This is a genomic window from Actinacidiphila alni (assembly GCF_900112845.1).
Lineage (GTDB): Bacteria > Actinomycetota > Actinomycetes > Streptomycetales > Streptomycetaceae > Actinacidiphila > Actinacidiphila alni.
The window spans coordinates 277,270-303,983 of record NZ_FONG01000005.1; the positions used below are offsets into that span (position 1 = coordinate 277,270).

At 73.2% G+C, this 26,714-nt stretch carries 18 protein-coding genes and 1 riboswitch; of the genes, 10 read left to right on the plus strand and 8 right to left on the minus strand.

Features of this window, described 5'->3' with window-relative positions:
* Window positions 1-145 precede the first annotated feature (145 nt).
* Both BM076_RS11135 and BM076_RS11140 read right to left on the minus strand, forming a co-directional pair.
* Complete coding sequence (locus BM076_RS11135) at window positions 146-1,207, minus strand: C40 family peptidase (protein WP_093713274.1); 1,062 nt, start codon at window positions 1,205-1,207, stop codon at window positions 146-148.
* Between the two features lie 8 nt (window positions 1,208-1,215).
* Window positions 1,216-1,368: riboswitch (cyclic di-AMP (ydaO/yuaA leader) on the minus strand.
* A 195-nt stretch (window positions 1,369-1,563) separates the two neighbouring features.
* On the minus strand, window positions 1,564-2,706 hold the full coding sequence (locus BM076_RS11140) for a C40 family peptidase (RefSeq protein ID WP_093713275.1): 1,143 nt from the start codon (window positions 2,704-2,706) through the stop codon (window positions 1,564-1,566).
* Window positions 2,707-2,926: 220 nt separating this feature from the next.
* On the opposite strand from BM076_RS11140, the gene pcrA reads away from it, so the two are divergent.
* Window positions 2,927-5,416: a DNA helicase PcrA gene (gene pcrA, locus BM076_RS11145; RefSeq protein WP_093713276.1), complete on the plus strand. Its 2,490-nt coding sequence runs from the start codon at window positions 2,927-2,929 to the stop codon at window positions 5,414-5,416.
* Between the two features lie 30 nt (window positions 5,417-5,446).
* Here the strand turns inward: pcrA and BM076_RS37380 are convergent, their stop codons facing one another.
* Window positions 5,447-6,976, minus strand: a complete 1,530-nt coding sequence (locus BM076_RS37380; protein ID WP_245795961.1) for a M23 family metallopeptidase — start codon at window positions 6,974-6,976, stop codon at window positions 5,447-5,449.
* Window positions 6,977-7,115: 139 nt separating this feature from the next.
* Window positions 7,116-7,973: an alpha/beta fold hydrolase gene (locus BM076_RS11155; protein ID WP_093713277.1), complete on the minus strand. Its 858-nt coding sequence runs from the start codon at window positions 7,971-7,973 to the stop codon at window positions 7,116-7,118.
* A 298-nt stretch (window positions 7,974-8,271) separates the two neighbouring features.
* Between BM076_RS11155 and BM076_RS11160 the strand changes: the two genes are divergently transcribed.
* Window positions 8,272-8,679 (plus strand): cobalamin B12-binding domain-containing protein, encoded by a 408-nt coding sequence (locus BM076_RS11160; protein ID WP_093713278.1) that lies wholly within the window; start codon window positions 8,272-8,274, stop codon window positions 8,677-8,679.
* A gap of 154 nt (window positions 8,680-8,833) precedes the next feature.
* Here BM076_RS11160 and BM076_RS11165 read toward each other — a convergent pair whose 3' ends face one another.
* Both BM076_RS11165 and BM076_RS11170 read right to left on the minus strand, forming a co-directional pair.
* A complete protein-coding gene (locus BM076_RS11165; RefSeq protein WP_093713279.1) occupies window positions 8,834-10,405 on the minus strand; it encodes a DUF5691 domain-containing protein in 1,572 nt (523 codons plus the stop codon).
* A 186-nt stretch (window positions 10,406-10,591) separates the two neighbouring features.
* Window positions 10,592-11,929, minus strand: coding sequence for an SWIM zinc finger family protein (locus BM076_RS11170; RefSeq protein ID WP_093713400.1), 1,338 nt, complete (start codon window positions 11,927-11,929; stop codon window positions 10,592-10,594).
* A 139-nt stretch (window positions 11,930-12,068) separates the two neighbouring features.
* Between BM076_RS11170 and BM076_RS11175 the strand changes: the two genes are divergently transcribed.
* The 5 genes from BM076_RS11175 (at window position 12,069) to sucD (ending at window position 19,576) form a co-directional block, all read left to right on the plus strand.
* Complete coding sequence (locus BM076_RS11175; RefSeq protein WP_093713280.1) at window positions 12,069-13,193, plus strand: ATP-binding protein; 1,125 nt, start codon at window positions 12,069-12,071, stop codon at window positions 13,191-13,193.
* 392 nt (window positions 13,194-13,585) lie between these two features.
* Window positions 13,586-16,003 (plus strand): DUF5682 family protein, encoded by a 2,418-nt coding sequence (locus BM076_RS11180; RefSeq protein ID WP_407640646.1) that lies wholly within the window; start codon window positions 13,586-13,588, stop codon window positions 16,001-16,003.
* Window positions 15,996-17,153, plus strand: a complete 1,158-nt coding sequence (locus tag BM076_RS11185; protein ID WP_093713282.1) for a VWA domain-containing protein — start codon at window positions 15,996-15,998, stop codon at window positions 17,151-17,153. The genes BM076_RS11180 and BM076_RS11185 overlap by 8 nt, the downstream gene beginning before the upstream one ends.
* 344 nt (window positions 17,154-17,497) lie before the next feature.
* On the plus strand, window positions 17,498-18,670 hold the full coding sequence (sucC, locus tag BM076_RS11190; RefSeq protein ID WP_093713283.1) for an ADP-forming succinate--CoA ligase subunit beta: 1,173 nt from the start codon (window positions 17,498-17,500) through the stop codon (window positions 18,668-18,670).
* 21 nt (window positions 18,671-18,691) lie between these two features.
* Entirely contained in the window at window positions 18,692-19,576 is an 885-nt protein-coding gene (sucD, locus tag BM076_RS11195) for a succinate--CoA ligase subunit alpha (protein ID WP_093713284.1), read from the plus strand.
* A gap of 77 nt (window positions 19,577-19,653) precedes the next feature.
* Here sucD and BM076_RS11200 read toward each other — a convergent pair whose 3' ends face one another.
* Entirely contained in the window at window positions 19,654-20,499 is an 846-nt protein-coding gene (locus BM076_RS11200) for a sigma factor-like helix-turn-helix DNA-binding protein (protein WP_093713285.1), read from the minus strand.
* Window positions 20,500-21,287: 788 nt separating this feature from the next.
* Here BM076_RS11200 and BM076_RS11205 point away from each other — a divergent pair.
* A complete protein-coding gene (locus BM076_RS11205) occupies window positions 21,288-22,796 on the plus strand; it encodes a cell division protein PerM (RefSeq protein WP_093713286.1) in 1,509 nt (502 codons plus the stop codon).
* 470 nt (window positions 22,797-23,266) lie between these two features.
* Here BM076_RS11205 and BM076_RS11210 read toward each other — a convergent pair whose 3' ends face one another.
* The gene (locus BM076_RS11210; RefSeq protein ID WP_093713287.1) at window positions 23,267-24,085 is read right to left on the minus strand and encodes a hypothetical protein; all 819 of its coding nucleotides are present in this window, start codon (window positions 24,083-24,085) and stop codon (window positions 23,267-23,269) included.
* Between the two features lie 306 nt (window positions 24,086-24,391).
* On the opposite strand from BM076_RS11210, the gene purN reads away from it, so the two are divergent.
* Entirely contained in the window at window positions 24,392-25,015 is a 624-nt protein-coding gene (gene purN, locus BM076_RS11215; protein WP_093713288.1) for a phosphoribosylglycinamide formyltransferase, read from the plus strand.
* Complete coding sequence (purH, locus tag BM076_RS11220; protein WP_093713289.1) at window positions 25,002-26,552, plus strand: bifunctional phosphoribosylaminoimidazolecarboxamide formyltransferase/IMP cyclohydrolase; 1,551 nt, start codon at window positions 25,002-25,004, stop codon at window positions 26,550-26,552. The genes purN and purH overlap by 14 nt, the downstream gene beginning before the upstream one ends.
* The last annotated feature ends 162 nt before the right edge of the window (window positions 26,553-26,714 follow it).

The window sequence follows — 26,714 nt, forward strand, 5'->3', positions numbered from 1 at the left end:
CCGTATCCGCACCTGCGTTGACCGAAGCGCCCGGCCGGGCGGCCGACCGGGGCGCGCGGTGCTATGAGATGCGTCGGGCGATCTGCAAGCCGTGGTGTCAGGCGATCCGCAAGGCGTCGCGCCGGGCGATCCGCAATGCGCCGCGTCAGGCGATGCGGCGCGCGGCGGCGAAGGGCATCCAGCTCATCGGGGCGACCTCGACGACCGCGCCGCTGTGCGGGGCGTGCACGATCTGGCCGTTGCCGATGTAGATGCCGACGTGGCTGATGCCGGAGTAGAAGAACACCAGGTCGCCGGGGCGCAGGTCGGACTGCGAGACGGCCACGCCGTCCTTGACCTGGTCCCAGGTGGTGCGGCCGATCGTGATGCCGGCGGCGCGGTAGGCGGCCTGGGTGAGCCCGGAGCAGTCGTACGAGCCGGGGCCGGTGGCGCCGGAGACGTACGGCTTGCCGCGCTGCGACATCGCGAACTGGATCGCGGCGGCGGCGCGGCCGGACGCCGGGCCGTTGTAGGTGTAACTGACGTTGCTCGCCGTGGAGTTGCCGGAGCTGGAAGTCGTCGGGTGCATCGCGGCGAGCTTCTTGCGCTGCTCGGCGTTGAGCGTGTTGAGCAGCTTCTGCGCGGCGGCCAGCTTCGTCTGGACGTTCTTCTTCTCGGCCGCGAGCTTGTTCTGCGCCGTGGTCAGCTCGTCCAGGCTCTTGGTGGCCTGCGCGCGCTGGATGGACGCCTGCTCCTGCTGCACCTTGAAGGTCGCCAGCGCCTCTTCCTGCGTGGCGGACATCCGGTCCATCATGTGCGACGTCTGGAGGAACTTCTCCGGGTCGTCGGTGAGCAGCAGCTGCGTCGTCTGGTCCAGGCCGCCGTCGCGGTACTGCGCCGCCGCGTACTGCCCGAGCACCCGGCGGGTGTCGTTCATCTTCGCGGTCTTCTGCGCGACCTGGTCCATCAGCTGGTTGGCCTTGGCGCGCTGCGCGTCGGTCTTCTCCTTGGCGGCGTCGAAGTGCTGCGTGGCGACTTCGGCGTCCTCGTTCAGCTTGTCGATCTGCGCCTTGACCTCGGCGATGGTCGGCTGCGGCTTGGCGGGCGCGGCGTTGGCGCTCTCGCTCAGCAGGGTGACGGACGCGAGGGCCGCGGTGGTGATACCGACGGCGGCCTTGGGCCCGGCGGAGGCCAGGATGCGCGGACGCGGCTTGCGGTGCGACGCCAAGGGAGGCGACTCCTTCCGAATACCGCCGACCGGGTTAGCTGACGGGTTCGGGCTGAAGGTCGCCCTACGGTTCCGACGCCTCGCGGCGCCTGTCCCGATTCACCCCACGTGCTCGGTGGGTCCCCGGCTCCGGCCGGGGCCGGATTGAGCGGAGGTGGTTCGCTGTCGACTCTCTCGCCGACGGGGAAGCTCACCACCTAGCGGGCTACCGTAGTCAACTTGTGCGAGCCTTGGGAAGTTTGGATCGCAATGTGACCGAAATCGCTTTGTGATCTTACTGCTTGTGAGCGGGCGTCGTCCGGACAAGTCGGACTATGCCGGACGCGTATGGCCGTACGATCCGGGGCGCAACCGGACTATGCGGGACGGACCGCTCCGTAGAACGGCATTTCGGTGATCGGTGCGATCTTGACCACGGTGCCGGTGTGCGGCGCGTGGATCATCTCGCCGTTGCCGATGTAGAGGCCGACGTGGCTGATGTCGCTGTAGAAGAAGATCAGGTCGCCCGGCTGGAGGTTCGACTCCGACACCCGGGTGCCGACGTTCACCTGGTCCCAGGTGGTGCGCGGCAGGTCGACCCCGGCCGCCTTCCAGGCCGCCTGCGTGAGCCCCGAGCAGTCGTACGACGTCGGGCCCGTGGCGCCCCACACGTACGGCTTGCCGAGCTGCTTGCGGGCGAAGGCGATGGCCTGGTCGGCCTTGGACGAGCTGCTGCCCGGTGTGCTGGGCGTGCTCGGCGTCGTACCGGCCGCCTTCTTCTGCTCCGCGGCCTTCGCGGCGGCTTCGGCCGCCGCCTTCTCCTTGGCCGCGATCGCGGCGGCCTTCTTGCGGGCCTCTTCCTCCTGCTTGGCCCGCAGCGCCGCCAGTCGCGCCTTCTCCTGAGCGTTGAGGCTGTTGAGCAGCTTCTGCGCGGCGCCCAGCTTGGTCTGCACATCCTGCTTGGCGGTGCGCAGTTCGGCCTGCTGGGTGGTGAGGGTGGCCAGGCTCTTGGCCGCCTCGATGCGCTGCTGGGTGGCCGCGGCCTGCTGCACCCGGTACGACTCGACGGCCTTCTGCTGCCGCCGGCTCAGCACGTCCGACAGGTGCACCTGGTCGACCATCGACTGCGGGTCGGCGGCCAGCAGATAGCGCCCGGTGGAGTCGTCGCCGCCGGTGCGGTACTGCGCGGCGGCGTACTGCCCGAGCACCCGGCGGGAGTCGTTCAGCTGCTGGGTCTTCTGCGCGGCCTGCGCCAGCAGCCGGTTGACCTTCGCGTTCTGCGCGTCCGCCCGCTCCTTGGTGCCGTTGTACTTCTCCGTCGCCACCTCGGCCTGGTGCATCAGCGCGTCGACCTTCGCCTTCACCTCGGCGATCGACGGCTGGGCGGGCTTGGCCGGCTCGGCGCTCGCGCTCTCCGCGAACAGGGTCACGGTGGCCAGTGCGGCCGTCGTGAGCCCCACCGCCGTACGGGGGCCGGGGGTGCTGAGGATCGCGGCGCGAGCCTTACGGTGTGTCGCCATGGCGCACGGACTCCCTTCGGACGCCCATCCGGACGCTGCGAACGCCCGACCGGACGCTGCTGGTGCGAGACCGTAGCCAACGCGCGGCGCCGATGTGAAGAGCGGTGTCCGATAGGCCCGATACCTTTTCGTAATCATTTCTCATTGTCACGGAGTGTGGTAACGGGACTACGGGGTATAGGGGTTGGTTGTCGGTGGCGGCATCTAGACTCGGTGAGCGATGAGCAGCCTCTTTGACGACAGCTTCCTGAACGGTCTGCATGTGGCCCCCGAGCCCGCCGACCCCACCGCCCCGCCGCCCCCGGAGGACGACGGGCCGGGTGGCGAGCACGTACCGGACGACCTGTTCGGCGGCCGGTTCGACGGACCCCCGCCGCAGGCGGCCGGGCGGGACACCCACTACCGCGACGGCGCCGCGCGGCCCGCCACCGACCCCGCGCAGCTGCTCGAAGGGCTCAACGAACAGCAGCGCGCCGCCGTCGAGCACACCGGGGGCCCGCTGCTCATCGTCGCGGGCGCCGGCTCCGGCAAGACCCGGGTGCTCACGCACCGGATCGCCTATCTGCTCGGCGCCCGGCACGTGCACCCCGGCTCGATACTGGCCATCACCTTCACCAACAAGGCCGCGGCCGAGATGAAGGAGCGCGTCGAGGCCCTGGTCGGACCGCGCGCCAATGTGATGTGGGTCTCCACCTTCCACAGCGCGTGCGTGCGCATCCTGCGCCGCGAGTCCAAATCGCTCGGCTTCACCTCGTCGTTCTCCATCTACGACGCGGCCGACTCCAAGCGGCTGATGGCGCTGGTCTGCCGGGACCTGGACCTGGACCCCAAGCAGTTCCCGCCGAAGTCCTTCAGCGCCAAGATCTCCAACCTCAAGAACGAGCTGATCGACGAGGAGACCTTCGCCGCCACCGCGGAGAACGCGTTCGAGAAGAAGCTCGCCGAGGCGTACGCGATGTACCAGGCGCGGCTGCGGGACGCCAACGCGCTGGACTTCGACGACATCATCATGACCACCGTCAATCTGCTCCAGGCGTTCCCCGACGTCGCCGAGCACTACCGGCGGCGCTTCCGGCACGTCCTGGTCGACGAGTACCAGGACACCAACCACGCCCAGTACACCCTGGTCCGCGAGCTGGTCGGCACCGGCGACGAGGCGGGCGAGCTGTGCGTGGTCGGTGACGCCGACCAGTCGATCTACGCCTTCCGCGGCGCCACGATCCGCAACATCCTCCAGTTCGAGGAGGACTACCCGCAGGCCCGCACGATCCTGCTGGAGCAGAACTACCGCTCCACGCAGACGATCCTGTCGGCCGCCAACGCCGTGATCGAGCGCAACGCGGGACGGCGTGCGAAGAATCTGTGGACCGAGTCCGGCGACGGCCCGACGATCATCGGATACGTCGCCGACCAGGAGCACGAGGAAGCGCAGTACATCGCCGAGGAGATCGACCGGCTCACCGACGCCGGCGACGCCCGCCCCGGCGACATCGCCGTCTTCTACCGCACCAACGCGCAGTCCCGGGTCTTCGAGGAAGTCTTCATCCGGGTCGGCCTGCCCTACAAGGTCGTCGGCGGCGTCCGCTTCTACGAGCGCCGCGAGGTCCGCGACGTCCTCGCGTACCTGCGGGTGCTGTCCAACCCCGAGGACACCGTGCCGCTGCGCCGCATCCTCAATGTGCCCAAGCGCGGCATCGGCGAGCGCGCCGAGGCGATGATCGACGCGCTGGCCGCCCGCGAGCAGATCACCTTCCCGCAGGCACTGCGCCGGGTGGAGGAGGCGTACGGCATGGCCGCGCGCTCCACCAACGCCGTCAAGCGCTTCAACACGCTGCTGGAGGAACTGCGGACCATCGTGGAATCCGGCGCGGGCCCGGCGGTCGTCCTGGAAGCGGTACTGGAACGCACCGGATATCTGGCGGAGTTGCAGGCGAGCACCGACCCGCAGGACGAGACCCGGGTGGAGAACCTCCAGGAACTGGCCGCCGTGGCCCTGGAGTTCGAGCAGGAGCGGGACGCGGACGAGCCCGGCACCCTGGCCGACTTCCTGGAGCGCGTCGCGCTGGTCGCCGACTCCGACCAGATCCCCGACGAGGACGAATCCGGCGGCGTCATCACCCTGATGACGCTGCACACCGCCAAGGGCCTGGAATTCCCCGTGGTGTTCCTCACCGGCATGGAGGACGGCGTCTTCCCGCACATGCGGGCGCTCGGCCAGGTCAAGGAGCTGGAGGAGGAGCGGCGGCTCGCCTACGTCGGCATCACGCGCGCCCGCGAACGCCTCTATCTGACCCGTTCGATGATGCGCAGCGCCTGGGGCCAGCCCGCCTACAACCCGCCGTCGCGCTTCCTGGAGGAGATCCCGGCGACGCTGATCCAGTGGAAGCGGACCGGCGGCTCCCCGGGCGGCGGTCCGCGCTCCGGCTCCGGTTCGGGTTCCGACGCGATCGGCAAGGCCGCGGCCTCGCTGGCCTCCGTGGTCACCGGGCGGGGCCGCTCGGGCACCGGCGGCTTCGCGACGCGCCGCGCGGCGGGGGACCGGCCGGTGATCTCGCTCAAGGTCGGCGACCGTGTCACGCACGACCAGTTCGGCCTCGGCACCGTCGTGTCCGTGACGGGCCAGGCGGGCGACGAGAAGGCGACGATCGACTTCGGCGACGAGCGGCCCAAGCAACTGCTGCTGCGGTACGCGCCGGTGGAGAAGCTGTAGCGGCTACGGGCCGGTCGGAGGGGGGTCCGCTTACCGCGGGTCCAGGCCGTGCGAGAGCAGCCACGGTAGCGGGTCGATGGGGGAGCCGCCGTGCGGGCGGACCTCCAGGTGCAGGTGCGGGCCCGTGGTGTTGCCGGTGTTGCCGGAGTAGGCGATGACGGTGCCGGCCTTGACCGAACCGCTGCGGATCTTGGTGCTGCTGAGGTGGCAGTACCAGGTCTCCGTGCCGTCGGGGGCGGTCACTATCGCCATGTTCCCGTAGGAGCTGTTCCACTGGGTGCGGACGGTGCCGTCCGTGACCGCCATCACCGGGGTGCCGACCTGCACGGGGAAGTCGATCCCGGTGTGCAGCGCCATCCAGTTGACGCCCGCCTGGCCGAAGTAGGCGCTCAGCCCCTTCTGTTTCACCGGCAGCAGGAATTTCGGGCGCAGCGCCTCCTTGCGCGCCGCGGCCTCCTCCTTGGCCTTCTTCGCCGCCGCCTCGCGGTCCTTGAGGTCGATGCGCTCCTGCGTACGGCTGGCGCGGGTCGCGAAGTCGTCGGCGTCCGCGCTCACCCCGGCGAGCTGCCGGTCGAGCTGCGTCGTCGGCGCGTTCGTCGTCTTCGTCCCGGCGCCGTCCGCCTGCGTCTTGGAGGAGTCGGCCATGCCGACCCCGGCCACCGCCGCCGCGCCCACGGCCGCCACACCCATCACCGCGACCGACGGCACCGCCACGGTCAGCAGCGCCGAGCGCCGCGCGGGCTTGCGCCGCCTGCTGCGCGCCACCGGCTCGCCGTCCGCCGGATACGGCTCCGCGTAGCTGTGCTCGACGGCGGGTTCGTCGTCATGGATGCCGTGGGCCTCAGCGACGGCGTAGGCGTCGAAGGTGTCCGGAACATCCTCGGCGTACGGCTCGTACGTGTCGGGGACGTCCTCGGTCTCGGGGGTCGGCGCGACGGCCTCGAACTCCCGCGTCGCGTGCGCCGCTTCGGCCGCCGGGGCCGCTGTGGCCTCGTCGCGGACCTGCTCGTATATCCCGGTGTCACCACCGGCGTCATAGCCGTACCCGTAGCCGTACTGCGGATACGCGCCCGAGTCCCACTCCTGCTGCGGCGCGGGCTGCTGCTGGAAGGCGGTGCTGTCGTACGTACCCGTGTCGTAGTACGCCCCCGCGCCCTGCGCCGCGTACGGGTCGTAGGCCGCGTAGGTGCTGGTGTCGTACGTGCCCGTGCCGTACGTCCCGGTGTCGTACCCGCCGGTGGCGCTGTACGTGCCGGTGTCGTACGTGCCGCCCGGGACCGTCTGGTAGTTGCCGGTGGCGTACGGGTCGTACGCGTACGGGTCGGCGGGCTGCTGCTGCGCCGGGATGTGCGGCTGCTGGTCGTAGCCCTGGCCGTACGGCGGGGTCTGCGCGGGCTGCTGGACGTACGAGTAGCTGCCGGTCGCGTCGGGGCCCGGGCCGAAGAGCGGGTCGGCGTCGGCGAAGGCGGTGCCGACGGTCTGGTACGTGCCCGTGGAATAAGGGTCGTACCCGTAGGCGTCGTAGTCGGGGGCGTACCCCGACGCAGGACGTTCGTTCACCGCCAGCTTCTCTTTCGCCTAGGCAGCAGGAGAATTAGCGGCGACTGTAGCTCCCCGTACCCGGCGCCGACAATCTCCGACGGTGACCTGGCGCCCGCCTTGCCCGGTGTTCGGTTGATATTCGACCGTTACGTGTCCGTTATGCGGCGTCGATCGCGGCCCTCCGCAGACCCTTTCCGGCCAGCGCCTCCCGTATCTCAGCAGCCACTCCGCTGTGCACGGGCAGGGCGAGATGGCCGATGCCGCGCACCCTGACGTTCTCGGCCGACAGATCCGGGTGTTCGAGGCGCGCCGCCGCCACCGGGACCATCAGCGGGTCGAGGTCGCTCCAGAACGACACGAAACGGGTCCGGCAGCCGGCCGCCGGCCCGGACAGCTCCGTCAGCAGCGCCGAGTCCGGCCGCATCTGCCGCACGATCGGCAGCGGGGAGAGCAGTGGCGCCACCCGTGTGCCGGTGTGCGGTGTACCCAGCGTGACCAGCGTCCGCACCCGGGCGTCGCCGCCCAGGCACTGCACGTAGTAGCGGCCGATCAGCCCGCCCAGGCTGTGCCCGACCAGATCGACGCGGCTGTGCCCGGACTCCGCGCAGATCCGCTCCACATGCCGCCCGAGGCGCTCGGCCGCGCCGCGTATGTCACAGGTCAACGGGGAGTAGTTGAGCGCGTCGACCCGGGTCCAGCCGTGGTGCAGCAGCGAGCGGCGCAGCAGTGTGAAGACCGACCGGTTGTCGACGAAGCCGTGCAGCATCACCACGGGCGGGTGCGCCCGGCCCTCAGCCGGCAGCCGCAGCGTGCCGCCGGGCGCGGGGCCGATCGCGGGTGTACGGGGCGGCGCGGGCGCGGCCGTCCTGGCCGGCAGGATGCCGGTGGGATACAGGAGCAGATGGCCCGCGAGGATCGCCAGGTCGAGCGCGGTGGCCCTGACCAGCGCGGCGCCGTGCAGAAGCCCGGCGAGCGGATGGGACGGTCCCGGTGCGTCGGCTGCTTCCACGGTCATGGCCCACCTCCCGTCACGGCACGCTCTCCGGGGCCCTGAGGCCCCGCGTGCCCTGCCGGCGGGCCGGAGCGGAGGCCGTGGTCCGCGCTCTGCGGCTGTGAGCGCGGATCCACGGCGTCCTGGCAGCGGCTCTGCGGCAGCGGGTCGGTCCCCGCGACCGGCCCGTGGTGAATGTGTTCCTGTGTGTGATTTCCCCCTCGCTGGGTCGCGCGAAACTGACGGGCGGCCGATCAGGGCGATAACGTTCGTTCACACGGTGGGCCTCCCCGGCCCGCGAGCCGTACGCATGGAGGCAGTGATGGGTGTGTCCGGTCCGATCCGCGTGGTGGTGGCCAAGCCGGGTCTCGACGGTCACGATCGCGGGGCCAAGGTCATCGCCCGCGCTCTGCGCGACGCCGGTATGGAGGTCATCTACACCGGTCTGCACCAGACGCCCGAGCAGGTCGTCGACACCGCCATCCAGGAGGACGCCGACGCCATCGGCCTGTCCATCCTCTCCGGCGCCCACATGACCCTGTTCGCCAAGGTCCTCGACCTCCTCCGCGAGCGCGACGCCCTCGACATCAAGGTCTTCGGCGGCGGCATCATCCCCGAGGCCGACATCGCCCCCCTCAAAGCCCTCGGCGTAGCCGAGATCTTCACCCCGGGCACCCCGACGACGACGGCCGTCGAATGGGTCCGAGCCAACGCCCTTCGGGCCGAATAGCCCCACCCCCGCGCCCCGGCAGGGGCGCGAGGAACTGCGCGCTCGGCCACGGCGCACCGGCGGACCGGGGCCGTCCTCAGCGGGGCAGTCACCTTGGCAGGGGTGCCGGAGTGGAGAGGGCGCCCTTTTCAGGGGCGCGGCCCCGGCGGGGCACTCACGTGCCGGAGCCCCGCAATTCGGCAAGCATCACCGCGCGCAAGCGCAACGTACCGGTCAGACGTTGAAAAGCTTCGGACCAGTAGGCACCGGCGCCCGGCGAGCCGTCAGGCGACTCCTCGGCGGCCGCGCTGAGGACGGCGACCTGCTCGGACGCCCCGGGGTCGAGACACCGCTCGGCCAGCCCCATGACACCGCTGAAGCTCCACGGATAGCTGCCCGCGTCCCGCGCGATGTCGAGCGCGTCCACGACGGCCCGCCCCAGCGCCTCGGTCCACGGCACCGCACACACCCCGAGCATCTGGAAAGCCTCGGACAACCCGTGCGTCGCGATGAAATCCGCGACCCAGGCCGCGCGTTCGGCCTCCGGCAGGATCGACAGCAGCTTCGCCGGATCACCGACCGCCGCCACCGGCGAAGCCTGCGCCGGGGGCGGGCCGAGCAGGGCCCGCGCCCACTCCGTGTCGTGCTGCCGCACGGCCGCCCGGCACCAGGCCGCATGCAGATCGGGCTTCCAGTCGTCCAGCACCGGCAGCGCGATGATCTCGGCCGGGCTCCGGCCGCCGAAGCGGGCGGGCCACGCCGACAGCGGCGCCGCGTCCACCAACTGGCCGAGCCACCAAGCCCGTTCGCCCCGCCCGTTCGGCGGCTTGGGCGCCACCCCGTCCCGCTCCATCGCCGCGTCGCACTCGTACGGCGCCTCCACCGTGATGCCTTCCGGCCCCAGCGACACACAGCTTCTGGCGCGGTCCGCCATCCGCCCGGCCAGTGCCGAGTCCGGCAGCGCGGACAGGAGTTCGGCCGCCGTGGAGCGGACATTGCGGCTGCGGTCGGTCAACGCCCGTTCCAGGAACGGCTCGTCGGCCGCCGACAGGCCCACCCGCAGCGAGTCGAGGAACATCAGCCGGTCCTCGGCCCGCTCACCGCTCCACGTGGACTCCAGCAGCGCCAGCGCCCCGGCCGGGTCGGCCGGGCGCAGCCGGGTCAGCAGCGCGACGCGCTCCGCGAACAGGCCCTCCTCCCACAGCTTCCGCACCGCCTCGGGGTCCTCCGGGGCCGCCGTCAGGCCGCGGTGGCCCGAGCGCAGCACGAACTTCCAGTCCGGATTGAGCCCCGCAAGCCACAGTCCGCGCGGGCCCGCGAGGGCCACGGCGTCCGCCCGCAGATCCGTCCGTGCCCTGGCCGCGTCCAGCAGCGCGGGCAGCAGCTCGTCCGGCGCGCCGTAGCCGAGCCGGACGGCCTCGGCGAGCCACTGCGGCAGCAGCTCCGCCAGATTCGGCGCCGACCCCCGCCGGTTGCCCGAACCCCCGCCCGTACGGTCCGCCAGCAGCCTCCCCAGCCGCCGCCGGGCCGCTTCCGGCAACGCCGGCCGGGTGTCAGGCGCCGCCAGCGGCGGCCGCTCCCGCGCCACCCCCGGCCGTACCCCGGCCCGCCGCCGCACCACCCCCGCCGCCGCGGCGTCCAACAGCCCGGCCGCGGCCTCGTCCGCGTCCCCCGCCACAATCGCCGGCCGCCGCCGCTCCGTACCGAGCAGCGCACTTCCGACCAGGTCGTCCCACCTGATGCTCATCTCTTTCCCCCTTCACCGCACCATCCCGAAACCCATTCCCATAGCCCGCCGCGCGACTGCCCCCTCCGCACCCGCGAGACGCCCTCCTCGCCCGACCGGCCACCACTTTCCCCTCCCGCGAGGCCCCGACGGCCTTGCCGTTGCAGCCGCCGGCGCCCGCGCCGCGCGCGCATGTCCCGCCCCGACTCAGAGGGGCACCGTCTCGCCCGCGTCCGGCCAGGCGGCCAGGGCGTGCAGGCCCGTGGGGCCCAACTCGCCGAAGACGGTGACCGGGTGGCCGCCGGAGACGGCGGCCAGGCGCCACAGGCCGGTGGTGGCCGGGGTGAGGGGGACGGCGTCGGTGCCGTCCGGGTGGGCGAGCTGCCAGCGGGTCGGGCCCGGTATGGGGACCACACCGGACAGGACGACGGGCCAGGCGTCGAGCCAGGGATCGTCCGCGAGGGCGGTGCCGTAGGAGGCGAGGGCCGCGTCGACGGTGCCGCCGGCCGGCGCGCCGCCGGAGCCGACGGTGCCGTGCTGCGGGCCGAGCGCGGCCCGCAGCGGAAGCGCCGCCGGGTGGTAGGCCAGCTCGGCGTCGAGCACCGCGCCCACCGGCAGGGCCAGTTCGGGCGCCCGCCCGGCCGCACCGAAGGACAGCAGCAGCGCGAAGCGGGCCGCGCCCGCGTCGTACAGCCAGATCCTGCGGGTGGTCAGCCGTTCGTCGGCGCTGTCGTACTGCGCGAGCACCTGCCAGGGCGCCCGTATCGTCGGCCCGGCCAGCAACTCCGCGGTGTCGACGGTGAATCCGACCCGCGCCCGTACCGTGTCGGCCAGCGGTCCCGGCAGCCCCTGCCGGCCCAGGAACCCGCGGGCCAGCAGATGCAGCAGCGCCGTCTCCTCCAGCATCCGCGACGGCCAGTCCCCGCCCGCGGCCACCACCGTCCCCAACTCCCGTACCCGCGTGGCCAGTCCCGGCGCCTGCGCGTCGACCATGCGGGCCGCGATCTCGTCCCACTGCTGATACCCCGCGCGGTCCGCGCCCGCGAGGCCGCCGCGCAGCAGATCGGTCAGCCGCTGCTCCAGCTCGGCCGCGCCCCCCTCCACCCGGACCGCCCGCCGCTCGGCCCGCCGCCGCGCCGCCGTCGGATCGGCAGGACCCGACTCGGCCTTGACCGCGGCGGACTCGGCCGCCGTCTCCGCCTTCTTCCGCCGGGCCTCGACCCACTGCCCCGCCCACTCCGGCAGCTCACCCGCGCCGACCGGCCCCGCCGCGCCCTCGGCCCAGAGCAGCAGCAGCCCCAGCGCGTGCTTGCACGGGAATTTGCGGCTCGGGCAACTGCAGCGGTACGCGGGCCCGTTCACGTCCACGACCGTCTGGTACGGCTTGCTGCCGCTGCCCGAGCACAGCCCCCACACCGCTGTCCCCGCCGTCCCCGTACCGGACCACGGCGCGGGTGTGGCGAGCCGCGCGCCCGCCTTGCGTGATGCGGCGTCAGGCGCGAGCGCCAGGACCTGATCCGCTGTCCACCGTGCTTCCGTCTCCATGCCCACGACGGTAGGACCCCCCACTGACAATCGCGCTGACCTGCGGAGATGGCGCGCTGTGACCGATTGTCAGTGGTCGGGTGCATCGTGGTGAGCAGCTCGGACCACGCGGGTCCGACGGATGGAGTGGGGGAGAGCCATGACCGGTACGACGGGTGTCGCGACGGACAGCGGCACCGGCGCCGAGCAGGCCCTGCGGCCGCACGCGGAGGACGCGTTCGCGGCCGAGTTGAAGGCGCTCGACGCGGCGGACGACCGGCCGCGCCCGGCCCGGTGGAATCTCTCGCCGTGGGCCGTCGCCACCTACCTGCTCGGCGGCACACTGCCCGACGGCACGGTGATCACACCGAAGTACGTGGGCCCGCGGCGGATCGTCGAGGTGGCGGTGACGACGCTCGCCACCGACCGGGCGCTGCTGCTGCTCGGCGTGCCCGGCACCGCGAAGACATGGGTGTCGGAGCACCTCGCCGCCGCGATCAGCGGCGATTCGACGCTGCTGGTCCAGGGCACCGCGGGCACGCCCGAGGAGGCGATCCGCTACGGGTGGAACTACGCGCAGCTCCTCACCAACGGGCCCAGCCGCGACGCGCTGGTGCCCAGCCCGGTCATGCGGGCGATGGCCGAGGGGCGGATCGCGCGGGTCGAGGAGCTGACCCGTATCCCGGCCGACGTCCAGGATTCGCTGATCACGATCCTGTCCGAGAAGACGCTGCCGATACCGGAGTTGGGCGCCGAGACGCAGGCGGTGCGCGGCTTCAACATGATCGCGACCGCCAACGACCGCGACCGGGGGGTCAACGACCTGTCCAGCGCGCTGCGCCGCCGGTTCAATACGGTCGTGCTGCCGCTGCCCGCCTCCGCGGAGGACGAGGTCGACATCGTCACGCGCCGGGTCGACCAGCTCGGCAGCGGCCTCGACCTGCCCGCCGTCCCGGACGGCGCCACCGAGATCCGCCGGGTCGTCACCGTCTTCCGCGAACTGCGCGGCGGCGTCACCGAGGACGGCCGCACCAAGCTCAAGTCCCCCTCGGGCACCCTCTCCACGGCCGAGGCGATCTCCGTGGTCACCAACGGCCTCGCCCTCGCCGCCCACTTCGGCGACGGCGTTCTGCGCGCCGGTGACGTCGCCGCCGGCATCCTCGGCGCCGTCGTCCGCGACCCTGCCGCCGACCGCCTCATCTGGCACGAATACCTGGAGACGGTCATCCGCGAACGCGACGGCTGGAAGGACTTCTACCGCGCCTGCCGTGAGGTCTCGGCATGACCGCCTCCGGCGCGGCACCCACGACAACGGCCCCTGCGGGACCGGCTCCTCGCGGCGACGCGGCGGTGGGCATCGCGGCTGCCCCGCGGGGGCGGGCCGTGGGCCACGCGGTGGACGGGTCCCGGCCGGCCGGTGGCCCGGCTCGTGCGGGTGGAGGGGCGGAGGCGCCCGGCCACGGCGCGGACGGCATCCGGGGCGCGGTGACAACCACGGCTCCTGCGGGGCTGGCTCCGGCGACCTCGCCTCGCGGCGACGCGGCGGTGGGCATCGCGGCTGCCCCGCGGGGGCGGGCCGTGGGCCACGCGGTGGACGGGTCCCGGCCGGCCGGTGGCCCGGCTCGTGCGGGTGGAGGGGCGGAGGCAGGTGGCCGTGGCGTGGACAGGGGGCGGGACGTGGTGGTGGACGAGCGAGGTGGGCGCGGTCGGCAGGATGAGGGACTGGTGCTGCTGGGGGTGCGGCATCATGGGCCCGGGTCGGCGCGGGCCGTGCGGGCGGCGCTGGAGGCGTACCGGCCGCAGGCGGTGCTGATCGAGGGGCCGCCGGAGGCCGACGCGTTGGTGGGGCTGGCGGGCCAGGAGGGGATGAGGCCGCCGGTCGCGCTGCTCGCGCACGCCGTGGACGACCCGGCACGGGCCGGATTCTGGCCCTTCGCCGAATTCTCGCCCGAGTGGGTGGCGATCCGCTGGGCGGCGGAAGCGGGCGCCGACGTCCGCTTCATCGACCTCCCGGCCGCGCACACCCTCGCCCTGCGCGCCGCCGCCGAAGAAGCCGCGGAAGAAGCGGAAGAAGCCGTAGAAGAAGAAGCGGAAACCGAAGCCGCCGCCGTGCGGATCGACCCGCTGGCCGTCCTGGCCAGGACCGCGGGCTACGACGACCCCGAGCGATGGTGGGAGGACGCGGTCGAGCACCGCGCCGAGGCGGAGGGCGGCGACGCCCTCACCCCCTTCGCCGCCCTCGCCGACGCGATGGCGGCGATCCGCGAGACGTACGGCGACGGCGGCCACACCCAGGACCCGCAGCGCGAGGCGCACATGCGGCTGCGGGTCCGCGAGGCCCGCAAGGCGTACGAGCGGACGGCCGTGGTGTGCGGCGCCTGGCACGTCCCCGCGCTCACCGCGCGGACCACGGCCACCGCCGACCGGCAGCTCCTCAAGGGCCTGCCCAAGGTGAAGGTCGAGACGACCTGGGTGCCGTGGACCCACCGCCGCCTGGCGCGGGCCAGCGGTTACGGCGCGGGCATCGACTCCCCGGGCTGGTACCGGCACCTGTTCAGCGCCCCCGACCGCCCGGTCACCCGCTGGATGACGAAGGTGGCAGGGCTGCTCAGGGAGGAGGACTTCCCGGTCTCGTCCGCACACGTCATCGAGGCGGTCCGGCTCGCCGACACCCTCGCCGCGATGCGCGGCCGGCCGCTCGCCGGGCTCGGCGAGACCACCGACGCGGTGCGCGCGGTGATGTGCGACGGCTCCGACGTGCCGCTCGCCCTGATCCAGGACCGGCTGGTCGTCGGGGACGTGCTCGGCGAAGTGCCGCCGGACGCGCCCGCGGTGCCGCTCGCCCGCGACCTGGCCCGCGAGCAGCGCAGCCTGCGGCTGAAGCCCGAGGCGCTGGAGAAGGAGCTGGAACTCGACCTGCGCAAGGACATCGACGCGGGCCGCAGCCGCCTCCTGCATCGCCTCGCGCTGCTCGGCATCGGCTGGGGCGAACCGGCCGTCGCCCGGCACGGCAAGGGCACCTTCCGGGAGACCTGGCGGCTGCGCTGGGAGCCGGAGCTGGCGGTGAAGATCGCCGAGGCCGGGATCTGGGGCACGACGGTGCTGTCCGCCGCCACCGCCAAGGCGGAGGACGCTGCCGTGCACAGCGACGCGCTCGCCGACGTCACGGCCGTGGCCGAACAGTGCCTGCTGGCCGGCCTGTCCGACGCCCTCCCGGTCGTCATGCGGGTGCTCGCCGACCGCGCCGCCCTCGACGCGGACGTCGCGCACCTGGCCGCCGCCCTGCCCGCGCTGGTCCGCGCCGTCCGCTACGGCGATGTGCGCGGCACCGACTCCGCCGCCCTCGGCAGCGTCGCCCGCGGCCTGGCCTCCCGCATCTGCGTCGGCTTCCCGCCGGCCTGCGTCGGCCTGGACGCCGACGGCGCCGCGGCGCTGCGTACGCACATGGACGAGGTCCACCGCGCGATCGGCCTCCTCCCGGAGGCCCGGCCCTCCGGCCCGGCGGCCGACGTCACCGCGGAGGCCCCCGGCGCGGACCTTCGGGAGCGGTGGGCGGGGACGCTGCGGGCGCTGGCCGAGCGGGACGGGGCGATACCGGGACTCCTGCGGGGCGCGGCCACGCGCCTGCTCATGGACGACGGCCGGATCGAGGCGGAGGACGCGGCCCGGCTGATGGGCCTCGCGCTGTCGCCCGGTACGGGCCCGGCGGAGGGCGCCGCGTGGATCGAGGGCTTCCTGTCCGGCGGCGGGATGCTGCTGGTCCACGACGAGCGGCTGCTCGCCCTGGTCGACGGCTGGCTGGCGGCCGTGCCCGCCTCGGCGTTCACCGATGTGCTGCCGCTGCTGCGCCGGACCTTCGCGGAGTTCGAGCCCGGAGTACGGCGCAGCGTGGGGGAGTTGGTGCGGCGCGGCTCGTCCATGGCCCGTCGCCCGGCCACCGCGTCCGACCCCGGCCTGCCCGGCTTCGGCACCGACCTCGACGCGGCCCGCGCCGACGCCGTCCTGCACACCGTCCGGCTGCTGCTGGGCACCACGACCACGACCGACCTCGCGGCGCGGCCGCACCAGGACCAGGGGGACCAGGCGGATGACTGACACCGACGAGCGGCTGCGCCGCTGGCGGCTCGTGCTCGGCGGCGGCTCCGCCGACGGCACCGGCCACGACCTGACCGGCCGCGACGCGGCGATGGACCGTACGCTCGCCTCCCTCTACGGCGGAGGCGGCGGCGCGGCCGACCGCAACGGCCGTACGCAGGAGCGTTCGGCGGGGCTCGGCGGCTCCGCACCCCAGGTCGCCCGCTGGCTCGGCGACATCCGCACGTACTTCCCCAGCTCCGTCGTCCAGGTCATGCAGCGCGACGCGATCGACCGGCTCGGTCTGTCCGCGCTGCTGCTGGAGCCGGAGATGCTGGAGGCGGTCGAGGCGGACGTCCACCTCGTCGGCACCCTCCTCTCCCTCAACAAGGCCATGCCCGAGACGACGAAGGAGACGGCGCGGGCCGTCGTCCGCAAGGTCGTGGACGACCTGGAGAAGCGGCTCGCCACCCGCACCCGCGCCACGCTCACCGGCGCCCTGGACCGCTCGGCCCGGATCAGCCGCCCCCGGCACCGGGACATCGACTGGGACCGCACCATCCGCGCCAACCTCAAGCACTACCTCCCCGAGCACGGCACGATCGTCCCCGAGCGGCTGATCGGTTACGGCCGCGCCGACCAGGCGGTGAAGAAGGACGTCGTGCTCTGCATCGACCAGTCCGGCTCGATGGCCGCCTCCGTCGTCTACGCGTCCGTCTTCGGCGCCGTGCTCGCCTCGATGCGGTCCATCGACACCAAGCTCGTCGTCTTCGACACCGCCGTCGTCGACCTCACCGACCAGCTCGATGACCCGGTGGACGTGCTGTTCGGCACCCAGCTCGGCGGCGGCACCGACATCAACCGGGCGCTGGCGTACTGCCAGTCGCTCATCACCCGTCCGGCCGAAACCGTCGTCGTCCTGATCAGCGACCTCTACGAGGGCGGCATCCGCGACGAGATGCTCAAGCGGGTGGCGGCCATGAAAGCGGCGGGCGTGCAGTTCGTGGCGCTGCTCGCGCTGTCCGACGAGGGCGCGCCCGCCTACGACCGCGAGCACGCCGCCGCGCTGGCCGCGCTCGGCGCCCCCGCCTTCGCCTGCACCCCCGACCTCTTCCCCGACGTCATGGCGGCGGCGATCGAGAAGCGCCCGATCCCGATACCGGAAGCGTGAGCGACCGCATGGACGGAGCGAAACGGAGCGAAGGCACGAAGGATCGAAGGCGTGAACGGCCACCGGACCGGTGATCTGTGACCGTTCTCACCGCTCTCATGTGATCTGCGATTTAGCCCGCCACCGCCCTCGGCGATAACCTGCGAGACGGACATGCCGCGTACTCGGTCACCGTGTGCGCTTCCCTTGTGACAGTGCAGTCGCCCTGCCCGTAGCGGCACGCCCAGGCAGATCAGGCCAGGACGCAAGCAGCGCCGCACATCCGGCGGCAGCGGTTTGCGCCCGGCCGAATTCCAGGGAAACCCGGGAAACCCAGAAACCAGGGAAAAGGGAGACGGACGCGCGTGGACCTGTTCGAGTACCAGGCGAGGGACCTCTTCGCCAAGCACGGTGTACCGGTGCTGGCCGGTGAAGTCATCGACACGCCTGAGGCGGCGCGCGCGGTGGCGGAGCGACTGGGCGGCCGTGCGGTCGTCAAGGCCCAGGTCAAGGTGGGCGGCCGCGGAAAGGCCGGCGGCGTGAAGCTGGCCGCCGACCCGGCCGACGCGGTGGCCAAGGCCGACGCGATCCTGGGCATGGACATCAAGGGCCACACGGTCCACAAGGTCATGCTCGCCGAGACCGCGGACATCAAGGAGGAGTACTACGTCTCCTTCCTGCTGGACCGCACCAACCGCACCTTCCTCGCCATGGCCTCCGTCCAGGGCGGTGTCGAGATCGAGGTCGTCGCCGAGGAGAACCCGGACGCGCTGGCCCGGGTCCCGGTCGACGCGCTCGAGGGCGTGACCGCAGAGAAGGCCGCCGAGATCGTCGCCGCCGCGAAGTTCCCGGCCGACATCGCCGACCAGGTCGCCTCCGTCCTGCAGCAGCTGTGGACCGTCTTCGTCAAGGAGGACGCCCTCCTCGTCGAGGTCAACCCGCTGGTCAAGACCGGCGAGGGCAAGATCGTCGCGCTCGACGGCAAGGTCTCGCTGGACGAGAACGCCGCCTTCCGGCAGCCCGAGCACGAGGCGCTGGAGGACAAGGCCGCCGCCAACCCGCTGGAGGCGAAGGCCAAGGCCAAGGGCCTCAACTACGTCAAGCTGGAGGGCGAGGTCGGCATCATCGGCAACGGCGCGGGTCTCGTCATGAGCACCCTCGACGTCGTCGCCTACGCCGGCGAGGCGCACGGCGGCGTGAAGCCCGCCAACTTCCTGGACATCGGCGGCGGCGCGTCCGCCGAGGTGATGGCCAACGGCCTGGAGATCATCCTCGGCGACCCGGACGTCAAGTCCGTCTTCGTCAACGTCTTCGGCGGCATCACCGCCTGCGACGAGGTCGCCAACGGCATCGTGCAGGCCCTGGAGCTGCTCAAGTCCAAGGGCGAGAACGTGACCAAGCCGCTGGTCGTACGTCTGGACGGCAACAACGCGGAGCTGGGTCGCAAGATCCTGTCCGACGCGAACCACCCGCTGGTGCAGCGCGTGGACACCATGGACGGAGCGGCCGACAAGGCCGCCGAGCTGGCTGCGAAGTAAGGGACGAGGACACCGACAACCATGGCTATCTTCCTGACCAAGGACAGCAAGGTCATCGTCCAGGGCATGACCGGCGCCACCGGCATGAAGCACACCACGCTCATGCTCGCCGACGGCACCAACATCGTCGGCGGCGTCAACCCGCGCAAGGCGGGCACCTCCGTCACCTTCGACCAGGGTGACGTCCCGGTCTTCGGCTCCGTCAAGGAGGCCATGGAGGCCACCGGCGCGGACGTGACCGTCATCTTCGTCCCGGAGAAGTTCACCAAGGACGCGGTCGTCGAGGCCATCGAGGCCGAGATCCCGCTCGCCGTGGTGATCACCGAGGGCGTCGCGGTGCACGACTCCGCCGCGTTCTGGGCGCTCGCCCAGGCCAAGGGCAACAAGACCCGGATCATCGGCCCGAACTGCCCCGGCCTGATCACCCCCGGCCAGTCCAACGCGGGCATCATCCCGGGCGACATCACCAAGCCGGGCCGTATCGGCCTGGTGTCGAAGTCCGGCACGCTGACGTACCAGATGATGTACGAGCTGCGCGACATCGGCTTCTCGTCCGCCGTCGGCATCGGCGGTGACCCGATCATCGGCACCACGCACATCGACGCGCTCGCCGCGTTCGAGGCCGACCCCGACACCGACCTGATCGTCATGATCGGCGAGATCGGCGGCGACGCCGAGGAGCGGGCCGCGGCCTTCATCGAGAAGAACGTGACGAAGCCGGTCGTCGGCTACGTCGCCGGCTTCACCGCGCCCGAGGGCAAGACCATGGGCCACGCCGGCGCCATCGTCTCCGGCTCCTCCGGTACGGCCCAGGCCAAGAAGGAGGCCTTGGAGGCCGCGGGCGTCAAGGTCGGCAAGACCCCGTCCGAGACGGCGCGCCTCGCGCGCGCGATCCTGGCCGGCTGACCTGCGGTCGGCTTTGCGCTGATCGAACGGCGTGGGTCCGGCCCCCTGCGAAGGGGGGCCGGACCCACGCCGTTCTTCTACCGCAGGGGCGGCTTGCCGATGTCCAGGCGGGTCAGGACGTACGGGCGCGGGTCCTGCGGCGACCCGTCGACGGAGCGCGGGGCGCCCGGGGTGTCGGCGGCGGGCTGGTGACGCGGCGTCAGCGGTTCGGCGTGGTCGCGGGCGGTCACCATCGTCACGGCGGTCGCGATCACGATCACCGCGGTGAGGGCGAGGGCCGCGACCGTACGGTGCCTGACGCCGCGCTCGCTCGCGTCCCGTACGCCCGCGCCCGCCGCGGTTTCCCCGGTTCCGGTGTCGGCGAGCAGTTCGCCCAGGCTCACGGAGAGCGGCTGGCCGTCCTCGCTCAGCTCCGGCACGGCCTCCGTGAGGGCCGTACGGGCATGGGTGATACGGGCCGCCGTCGCGAGCGTGGACGACTCGATCTCGGCGGCCGTCTCCGGCAGGTCGAGGCCGAGGCCGTCGTAGAGGAGCAGCGCGCGGCGCTGTTCCGGCGGCAGCCCCAGCAGCGCCGTCTGGAGCGCGTTCGCCGCCCCGGGCGCCTCGGGCGCCGTGTCCGGCCGGTGCCGGTGCGCGGGCACCCACCGCTGCCAGGGCGCCAGCGCGTACGCGTACGCGCTCGCCCGCAGCCAGCCCACCGGGTCCGCGTCGCCCGCCACCTCGGGCCAGCGCTGCCACGCCTGGTCGAACGCCCGCCCCACCGCGCTCTCCGCCAGCCGCGGATTCCCCGTCAGCACCCGCACCTGCCGTACGAGCCCGCCGGCGCAGTACGCGTGCAGCGCGTCGAACGCCTCCTCCGGCGTCGCCGCCCCCCGCGCGGCCACCGGCACCCCGATCACCGCCGGCGGCGCACCGATGCCCACCCCGGCGCCCGCCCACTCCTTCCGCGCGGGCGCGGGAGGTGTGGCCGTAGCCGTGTTCGGAGTGACGGTTGCGCCCGGTGCCGCCTGCCCGGCGGGGTTTGTAGCGGTGGCCGTTCGCCCGGCCGGAGTCGCGGCCGGGCCCGTGGTCGGGCGGCCGGTGGGGCGTTCCGCGACGGCTGTCCCCGTCTTGGCTGCCGTGCGGCCCGAGGTTCGCACGCCGGTTGCTCCCGCGGGGCGGCGCCCGCCGCCTGTGGATGCGGCGCTGCTCGGCGTACGGTCCCTTCTCTGCCCGGAGCCCGTGCCGCTTGCGGGCGCCTGGTCCTGGTCCGTCCGGGCGCCCTTGGCGCCGCTGGCCGCGCGTGCGGCACGGTCGGGCGAGCGGTCCTTTCCCGACCTGGACTCGGCGCTGCCCGCGGTCGCCTCGTCCGTCCCGGGCCGGGAGGAACGGTCCGCGGCAGGGGCCGTGGGCCGCTGCTTACGGCGCCGCGACGTGGAACCCGCGGGCTGCGGCGACGGAGGAGCACCGTCGGGCGGACCCTGCTCAGCGGGGGCCCCCTCCCCGGCGGAGCCGGATGATCCTTTGTGCGGGGCGGCGGCGGATGTGGGGCGGGGGCCGGAGCCGGTGGGCCGCTTGCGGGGGGTCACCGGGGCGATCCTCCGGTGCCACGCGCGGGGCGACGTTCATGTGACAGTGTGTAAAAAAGACACATAGCGCCCATAGTGGGCGACACGACGGCCTTTCGCCCGTTGCCAGGGTGAAACGGGTGTTGTTGGCACCATGGGTCGCCGTGACCCATACGACCGACCGGGCCGACCGCCCCACCACCCTCATCGGCGAGGCCGCCGCGCGACGGGCCGCGGCGGCGCGGCGGGCGACGGCCTTCGCCGGGGGAGCGGTCGCCGCCGGCCTCGGCCTCGGCTTCCTCGCCGCCGTCGTGCTCGTGCTGTGGATCGCCTCACCGTTCCCCGACAGCGGCCTGGGCGGCGCCCTGCACATCGGCGCCGCGCTGTGGCTGCTCGCGCAGGGCGCGGACCTGGTCCGTACCGGCACCCTCTCCGGCGCCCCCGCCCCGATCGGCGTGACCCCGCTGCTCCTCACCGTCCTCCCCGGCTGGCTGCTGTTCCGCGCCGCCGCGTCGGCGGTCCGCACCGAGGACGGCGAGGCGCCGGCGGACCCGGACGTACGGGCCGTGGCGGCCCGCGCCGGCTGGCTCCTCGGCGGCTACCTCGCCGTCGCGTCCGGCGCGGTCGCGTACGCCGCGACCGGCTCCGTCCACGTCGACCCGCTCGCCGCGCTGCTCTACCTGCCGCTGTTCGCCGCCGCCGTGACCGCGGCCGGTACGTGGGCCGGGTGCGGGTGGCCGTCGCCCGCGCGGCTCATCCCGTACGGCGCGGACGCCGTCGTCGCGCTGCGGGCCGCGGGGATGACGGTCGGCGTCGTCGCCGGCGGCGGCGCCCTGCTCGGCGGCGCCGCCCTCGCCTGGCACGCGGGGCCCGCCGGGCGGACCTTCGCCCAGCTCAGCGGGCCGATGGCCGGACGGCTCGCCGTTCTCCTGCTCGCCGTCGCCCTCGTCCCCAACCTCGCCGTCTGGGGCTCCGCCTACGCCCTCGGCCCCGGATTCGCCGTCGGTGTCGGCAGCGCGGTCGGGCCCGCCGGGGCGTCCGGCTATCCGCTGCTGCCCGGCTTTCCGCTGGTCGCGGCGCTGCCGGGGGAGGGCGACGGCACCGTGCTCGGCTGGTGCACCCTCGCGGTTCCGGCCGGCGCCGGCCTTCTCGTCGCCTGGGTCACCGACCGGTGGACGCCCAACGAGGCCGGGCCCCGGCGTACGGCACTGGTCGCCGCCGGCGCCGCCCTCGCCTGCGGGCTCGCCTTCGCGGTGCTCGCGGCGGCTTCCGGCGGTCCGCTCGGCACGGCCGCTCTCGCCTCCTTCGGGCCCTCCTGGTGGGCGACGGGCGGCGCCGCCCTCGGCTGGCTCCTCCTCCTGGGCGCCCCCGGCGCCTTTGCGCTGCGCTGGGGGCGTACCCGTCCCCCGATCCCCTGGCACACCTGGCGCACGTACGCCGCCGCCGCTCACCCCCGTCACTGGGGTGCCTACGCCACGGCCCTCCGCACCCGGCTGCGGGCCTCCGGCCCGGAGAACCCGCCGCCTCTGCCGGAGGTTCCTCCGGCGCCTCCGCAGCCGCCGGCTGTCATCCCCCCGATGCCCCCGGCCCCTCCGGCACCCGCGCCGATCCCGGACCCGGACCCCCGTCCGGACGACCCCGAGCCCGCCCCCGCGGACGAGGACACCCCATAGGGGCGCGGGGAACTGCGCGCTCAGCCCGCGCGCACCTTCAGACGAAAAGCCGCCCCCAGCGGGGCAGACGCTGTTGTTTGTGCGACCACCGGCCCGGTGGTGGCTGGTCGCGCAGTTCCCCGCGCCCCTCAAGACCTTGGGCGCCGCCTTCCCTGGCGGGACTTGCCCCGGGCCTGCCCCCCCTGCGGAGGAGGTTGCCCCATAGGGGCGCGGGGAACTGCGCGCTCAGCCACATCCGTGGCGCGGGTGAAAGACCGCCCCCAGCGGGGCAGATGCTGTTGTTTTGCGACTACCGGCCGGTGGGGGCGGGCCGCGCAGTTCCCCGCGCCCCTGAAAGACCTCACTCACCGCCCCCCCGCAGGGGAACCGCAGCGGGGCCGCGGCCCTGGAAGGGCACCCTCTTCCGCAGAGGTGCGGGTGCAGGGGCCGCCGCCCGGATGAGCTTCGCTCACCCGACGCCCGGAGGGCGGTTAGCGGAGGCCGGGGAAGTCGCGGAGGGGACTGGGCAGGAGGTCCTGGCACGACTTGGCCGCCGGCGAGGTCAAAGCATCGTTCTTGCACGTGAAGTAATCGCTGTAAGCGAACTGCAGCGAATACGTGGTGGCCACCAAAGCAAGCGTCACCGCACTGGTGATGATGCCGCTCCACGCGGAGGTGACGAAGGACCGCTGGGCGTCGGGCCCGGGCGCCGGCGGCGCGGGCCGCGGCGTCTGGGTGGCGTCGGCCAGGGCGGACGCGGCCTCGGCGCGGGCCTTGGCCCGGTCCTCCGGGCTCATCCGGAGCGCGGAGATCCCCCAGTAGAGGGCGAGCGCCCCGAGCAGCAGCCCGACCGGCGTCCAGCCGAGGAGGGCGAAGATGAGCCCCCAGCCACCGCAGACCAGGGCGTAGCGCGAGCGCCGCTGGGCCGGGTCGGTGGGATCGAAGCGCGGCCCGGTGCCGGCAGGGCCGTTCGGTCCGCCGCTGCCGGGCTCGGGCCTGCGACCGTACGGGTCGGGCCGCCCGCCCTGCGGCTGCTGGCTGCTCCAGCCGTGCCCCCACGCGGTGGGCGCGCCGTGCGGCGGCGGAGGAGGCGCCCCCTGCGGAGAGCCCCCCTCACCATCGGAATCGGAATCGGAAGAACCGTCCTCCGGAGGAGCCGACTGCGGCGCCGACTGGGAGGCCGGCCGCGGCTGCCAGGGCCGGTCGGGCGCCCCCTCCGGCGGCGGCGCGAAGGGGTTGTCCTGCTGATCGCCCTCGGGCGCGCGCAGCGCGAGACGAATACGGCCGCTGCTCATGATGTGATGCGCCATCCCCTTGGGCTCGACTCCTTCTTCGGCCGGTGTCGCCACCGACCCTCCAGCACCGATATGCCTTTATGCCTCTTGTAACGACCGTACGACGATGTGCCATCCCTGTCAGATGCGTCACGTACGCCCGCGCGCGGGACGCGCGAAGTACCGCCCTACCGGCAGACGCTACCGCCCGCACGCTCCCCCGTCCCCTGGGGGACGCCTGGAGTGCCGGTATCGTTGCTGACGGTCGGCGGCCTCGTAGGGTTCCCCGTAATCCGCGCGGCCCTCGACTCGTATGATCCTCCAACTGAGAGAGCCCCGCCAGTGGCCGCCGCCGCCCCCGCCCGTCTCGTCGTCCTCGTCTCCGGTTCGGGGACGAATCTCCAGGCGCTGCTCGACGCCATCGACGCCGATCCGGACTTCGGCGCACGCGTCGTCGCGGTCGGCGCCGACCGCGACGGCATCGCGGGCCTGGAGCGCGCCGAGCGCGCGGGGCTGCCGACCTTCGTGGTCCGCGTCAAGGACCACACGGACCGCGCCGCCTGGGACCTCGCCCTCGCGGAGGCGACCGCCGCGCACACCCCCGATCTCGTGGTGTCCGCGGGCTTCATGAAGATCGTCGGCAAGGAATTCCTGGCCCGCTTCGGCGGCCGCTTCGTCAACACCCACCCCGCGCTGCTGCCGAGTTTCCCCGGCGCCCACGGCGTGCGCGACGCGCTCGCGTACGGCGCCAAGGTGACCGGATGCACCGTCCACTTCGTCGACGACGGCGTCGACACCGGCCCGGTCATCGCCCAGGGCGTGGTCGAGGTCCGGCCGGACGACACGGAGGACGCGCTCCACGAGCGCATCAAGGAAGTCGAGCGACGACTGCTCGTCGAGACCGTGGGGCGTCTGGCGCGTCACGGCTACCGCATTGAGGGACGGAAAGTTCATGTCGGTGAATAAGCCCATCCGCCGCGCACTGATCAGTGTCTACGACAAGACGGGTCTCGAGGACCTGGCCCGCGGTCTGCACGAGGCGGGTGTGGAGCTGGTGTCGACCGGCTCGACCGCCGCGAAGATCGCGGCCGCGGGCGTACCCGTCACCAAGGTGGAGGAGCTGACCGGCTTCCCCGAGTGCCTGGACGGCCGGGTCAAGACGCTGCACCCGCGCGTGCACGCCGGCATCCTCGCCGACCTCCGCCTCGAGGACCACCAGCGGCAGCTCGCCGAACTGGGCGTCGAGCCCTTCGAGTTGGTCGTCGTCAACCTCTACCCGTTCAAGGAGACCGTCGCCTCCGGCGCGAGCCCCGACGAGTGCGTGGAGCAGATCGACATCGGCGGCCCGTCCATGGTCCGCGCCGCCGCCAAGAACCACCCCTCGGTCGCGGTCGTCGTCAGCCCGTCCCGTTACGCCGACGTCCTGGCCGCCGTCCGCGACGGCGGCTTCGACCTCGCCACCCGCAAGCAGCTCGCCGCCGCGGCCTTCCAGCACACCGCCGCGTACGACGTGGCCGTCGCCTCCTGGTTCCTCGACGGGTACGCGTCCGACGAGGAATTCCCGGAGTTCAGCGGGCAGACGTACACCCGGCAGCAGACCCTGCGCTACGGCGAGAACCCGCACCAGGGCGCGGCGCTCTACACCGACGGCAGCGGTACGGGCCTGGCCGGCGCCGAGCAACTGCACGGCAAGGAGATGTCGTACAACAACTACGTCGACACCGAGGCCGCGCGCCGCGCCGCCTACGACCACGACGGTGTCTGCGTCGCCATCATCAAGCACGCCAACCCCTGCGGGATCGCGGTCGGTTCCGACGTCGCCGACGCCCACCGCAAGGCGCACGCCTGCGACCCGGTCTCGGCGTACGGCGGCGTCATCGCCGTCAACCGGCCGGTGTCGGTGGCCATGGCCGAGCAGGTCGCGGACATCTTCACCGAAGTCATCGTCGCCCCCGCGTACGAGGACGGCGCCGTCGAGGTGCTGGCCCGCAAGAAGAACATCCGTGTGCTGCGGTGCGCGGACGCTCCCGCCGCGGTCACCGAGTACAAGCCGATCGAGGGCGGGCTGCTCGTCCAGGCCAAGGACCGGCTCCAGGCCGACGGTGACGACCCGGCGAGCTGGACGCTCGCCACGGGGGAGGCGCTGTCCGCCGAGGAGCTGGCCGAACTCGCCTTCGCCTGGCGGGCCTGCCGTGCCGTCAAGTCCAACGCGATTCTTCTCGCGAAGGGCGGGGCCACGGTCGGGGTCGGCATGGGGCAGGTCAACCGGGTCGACTCCGCCAAGCTCGCCGTCGACCGGGCCGGGGCCGAGCGGGCTTCCGGTTCCTTTGCCGCCTCCGACGCCTTCTTCCCCTTCCCGGACGGACTGGAAGTCCTGACCGCCGCGGGCGTCAAGGCCGTCGTCCAGCCGGGCGGCTCCATTCGCGACGACGCGGTTGCCGCTGCCGCGGCCAAGGCGGGAGTCACGATGTACCTCACGGGTACGCGCCACTTCTTCCACTGACCCGCCACTCGCGGAGTACGGCACCCTTTCCCCGCCCCGGGGGAGGGGGGTGCCCCTTTAGGGGCGCGGGGAACTGCGCGCTCGGGCCGCGCGGGCGTTCAGGCGAAAAGCCGCCCCCAGCGGGGCAGACGCTGTTGTTTGTGCGACCACCGGGCCGGTGGG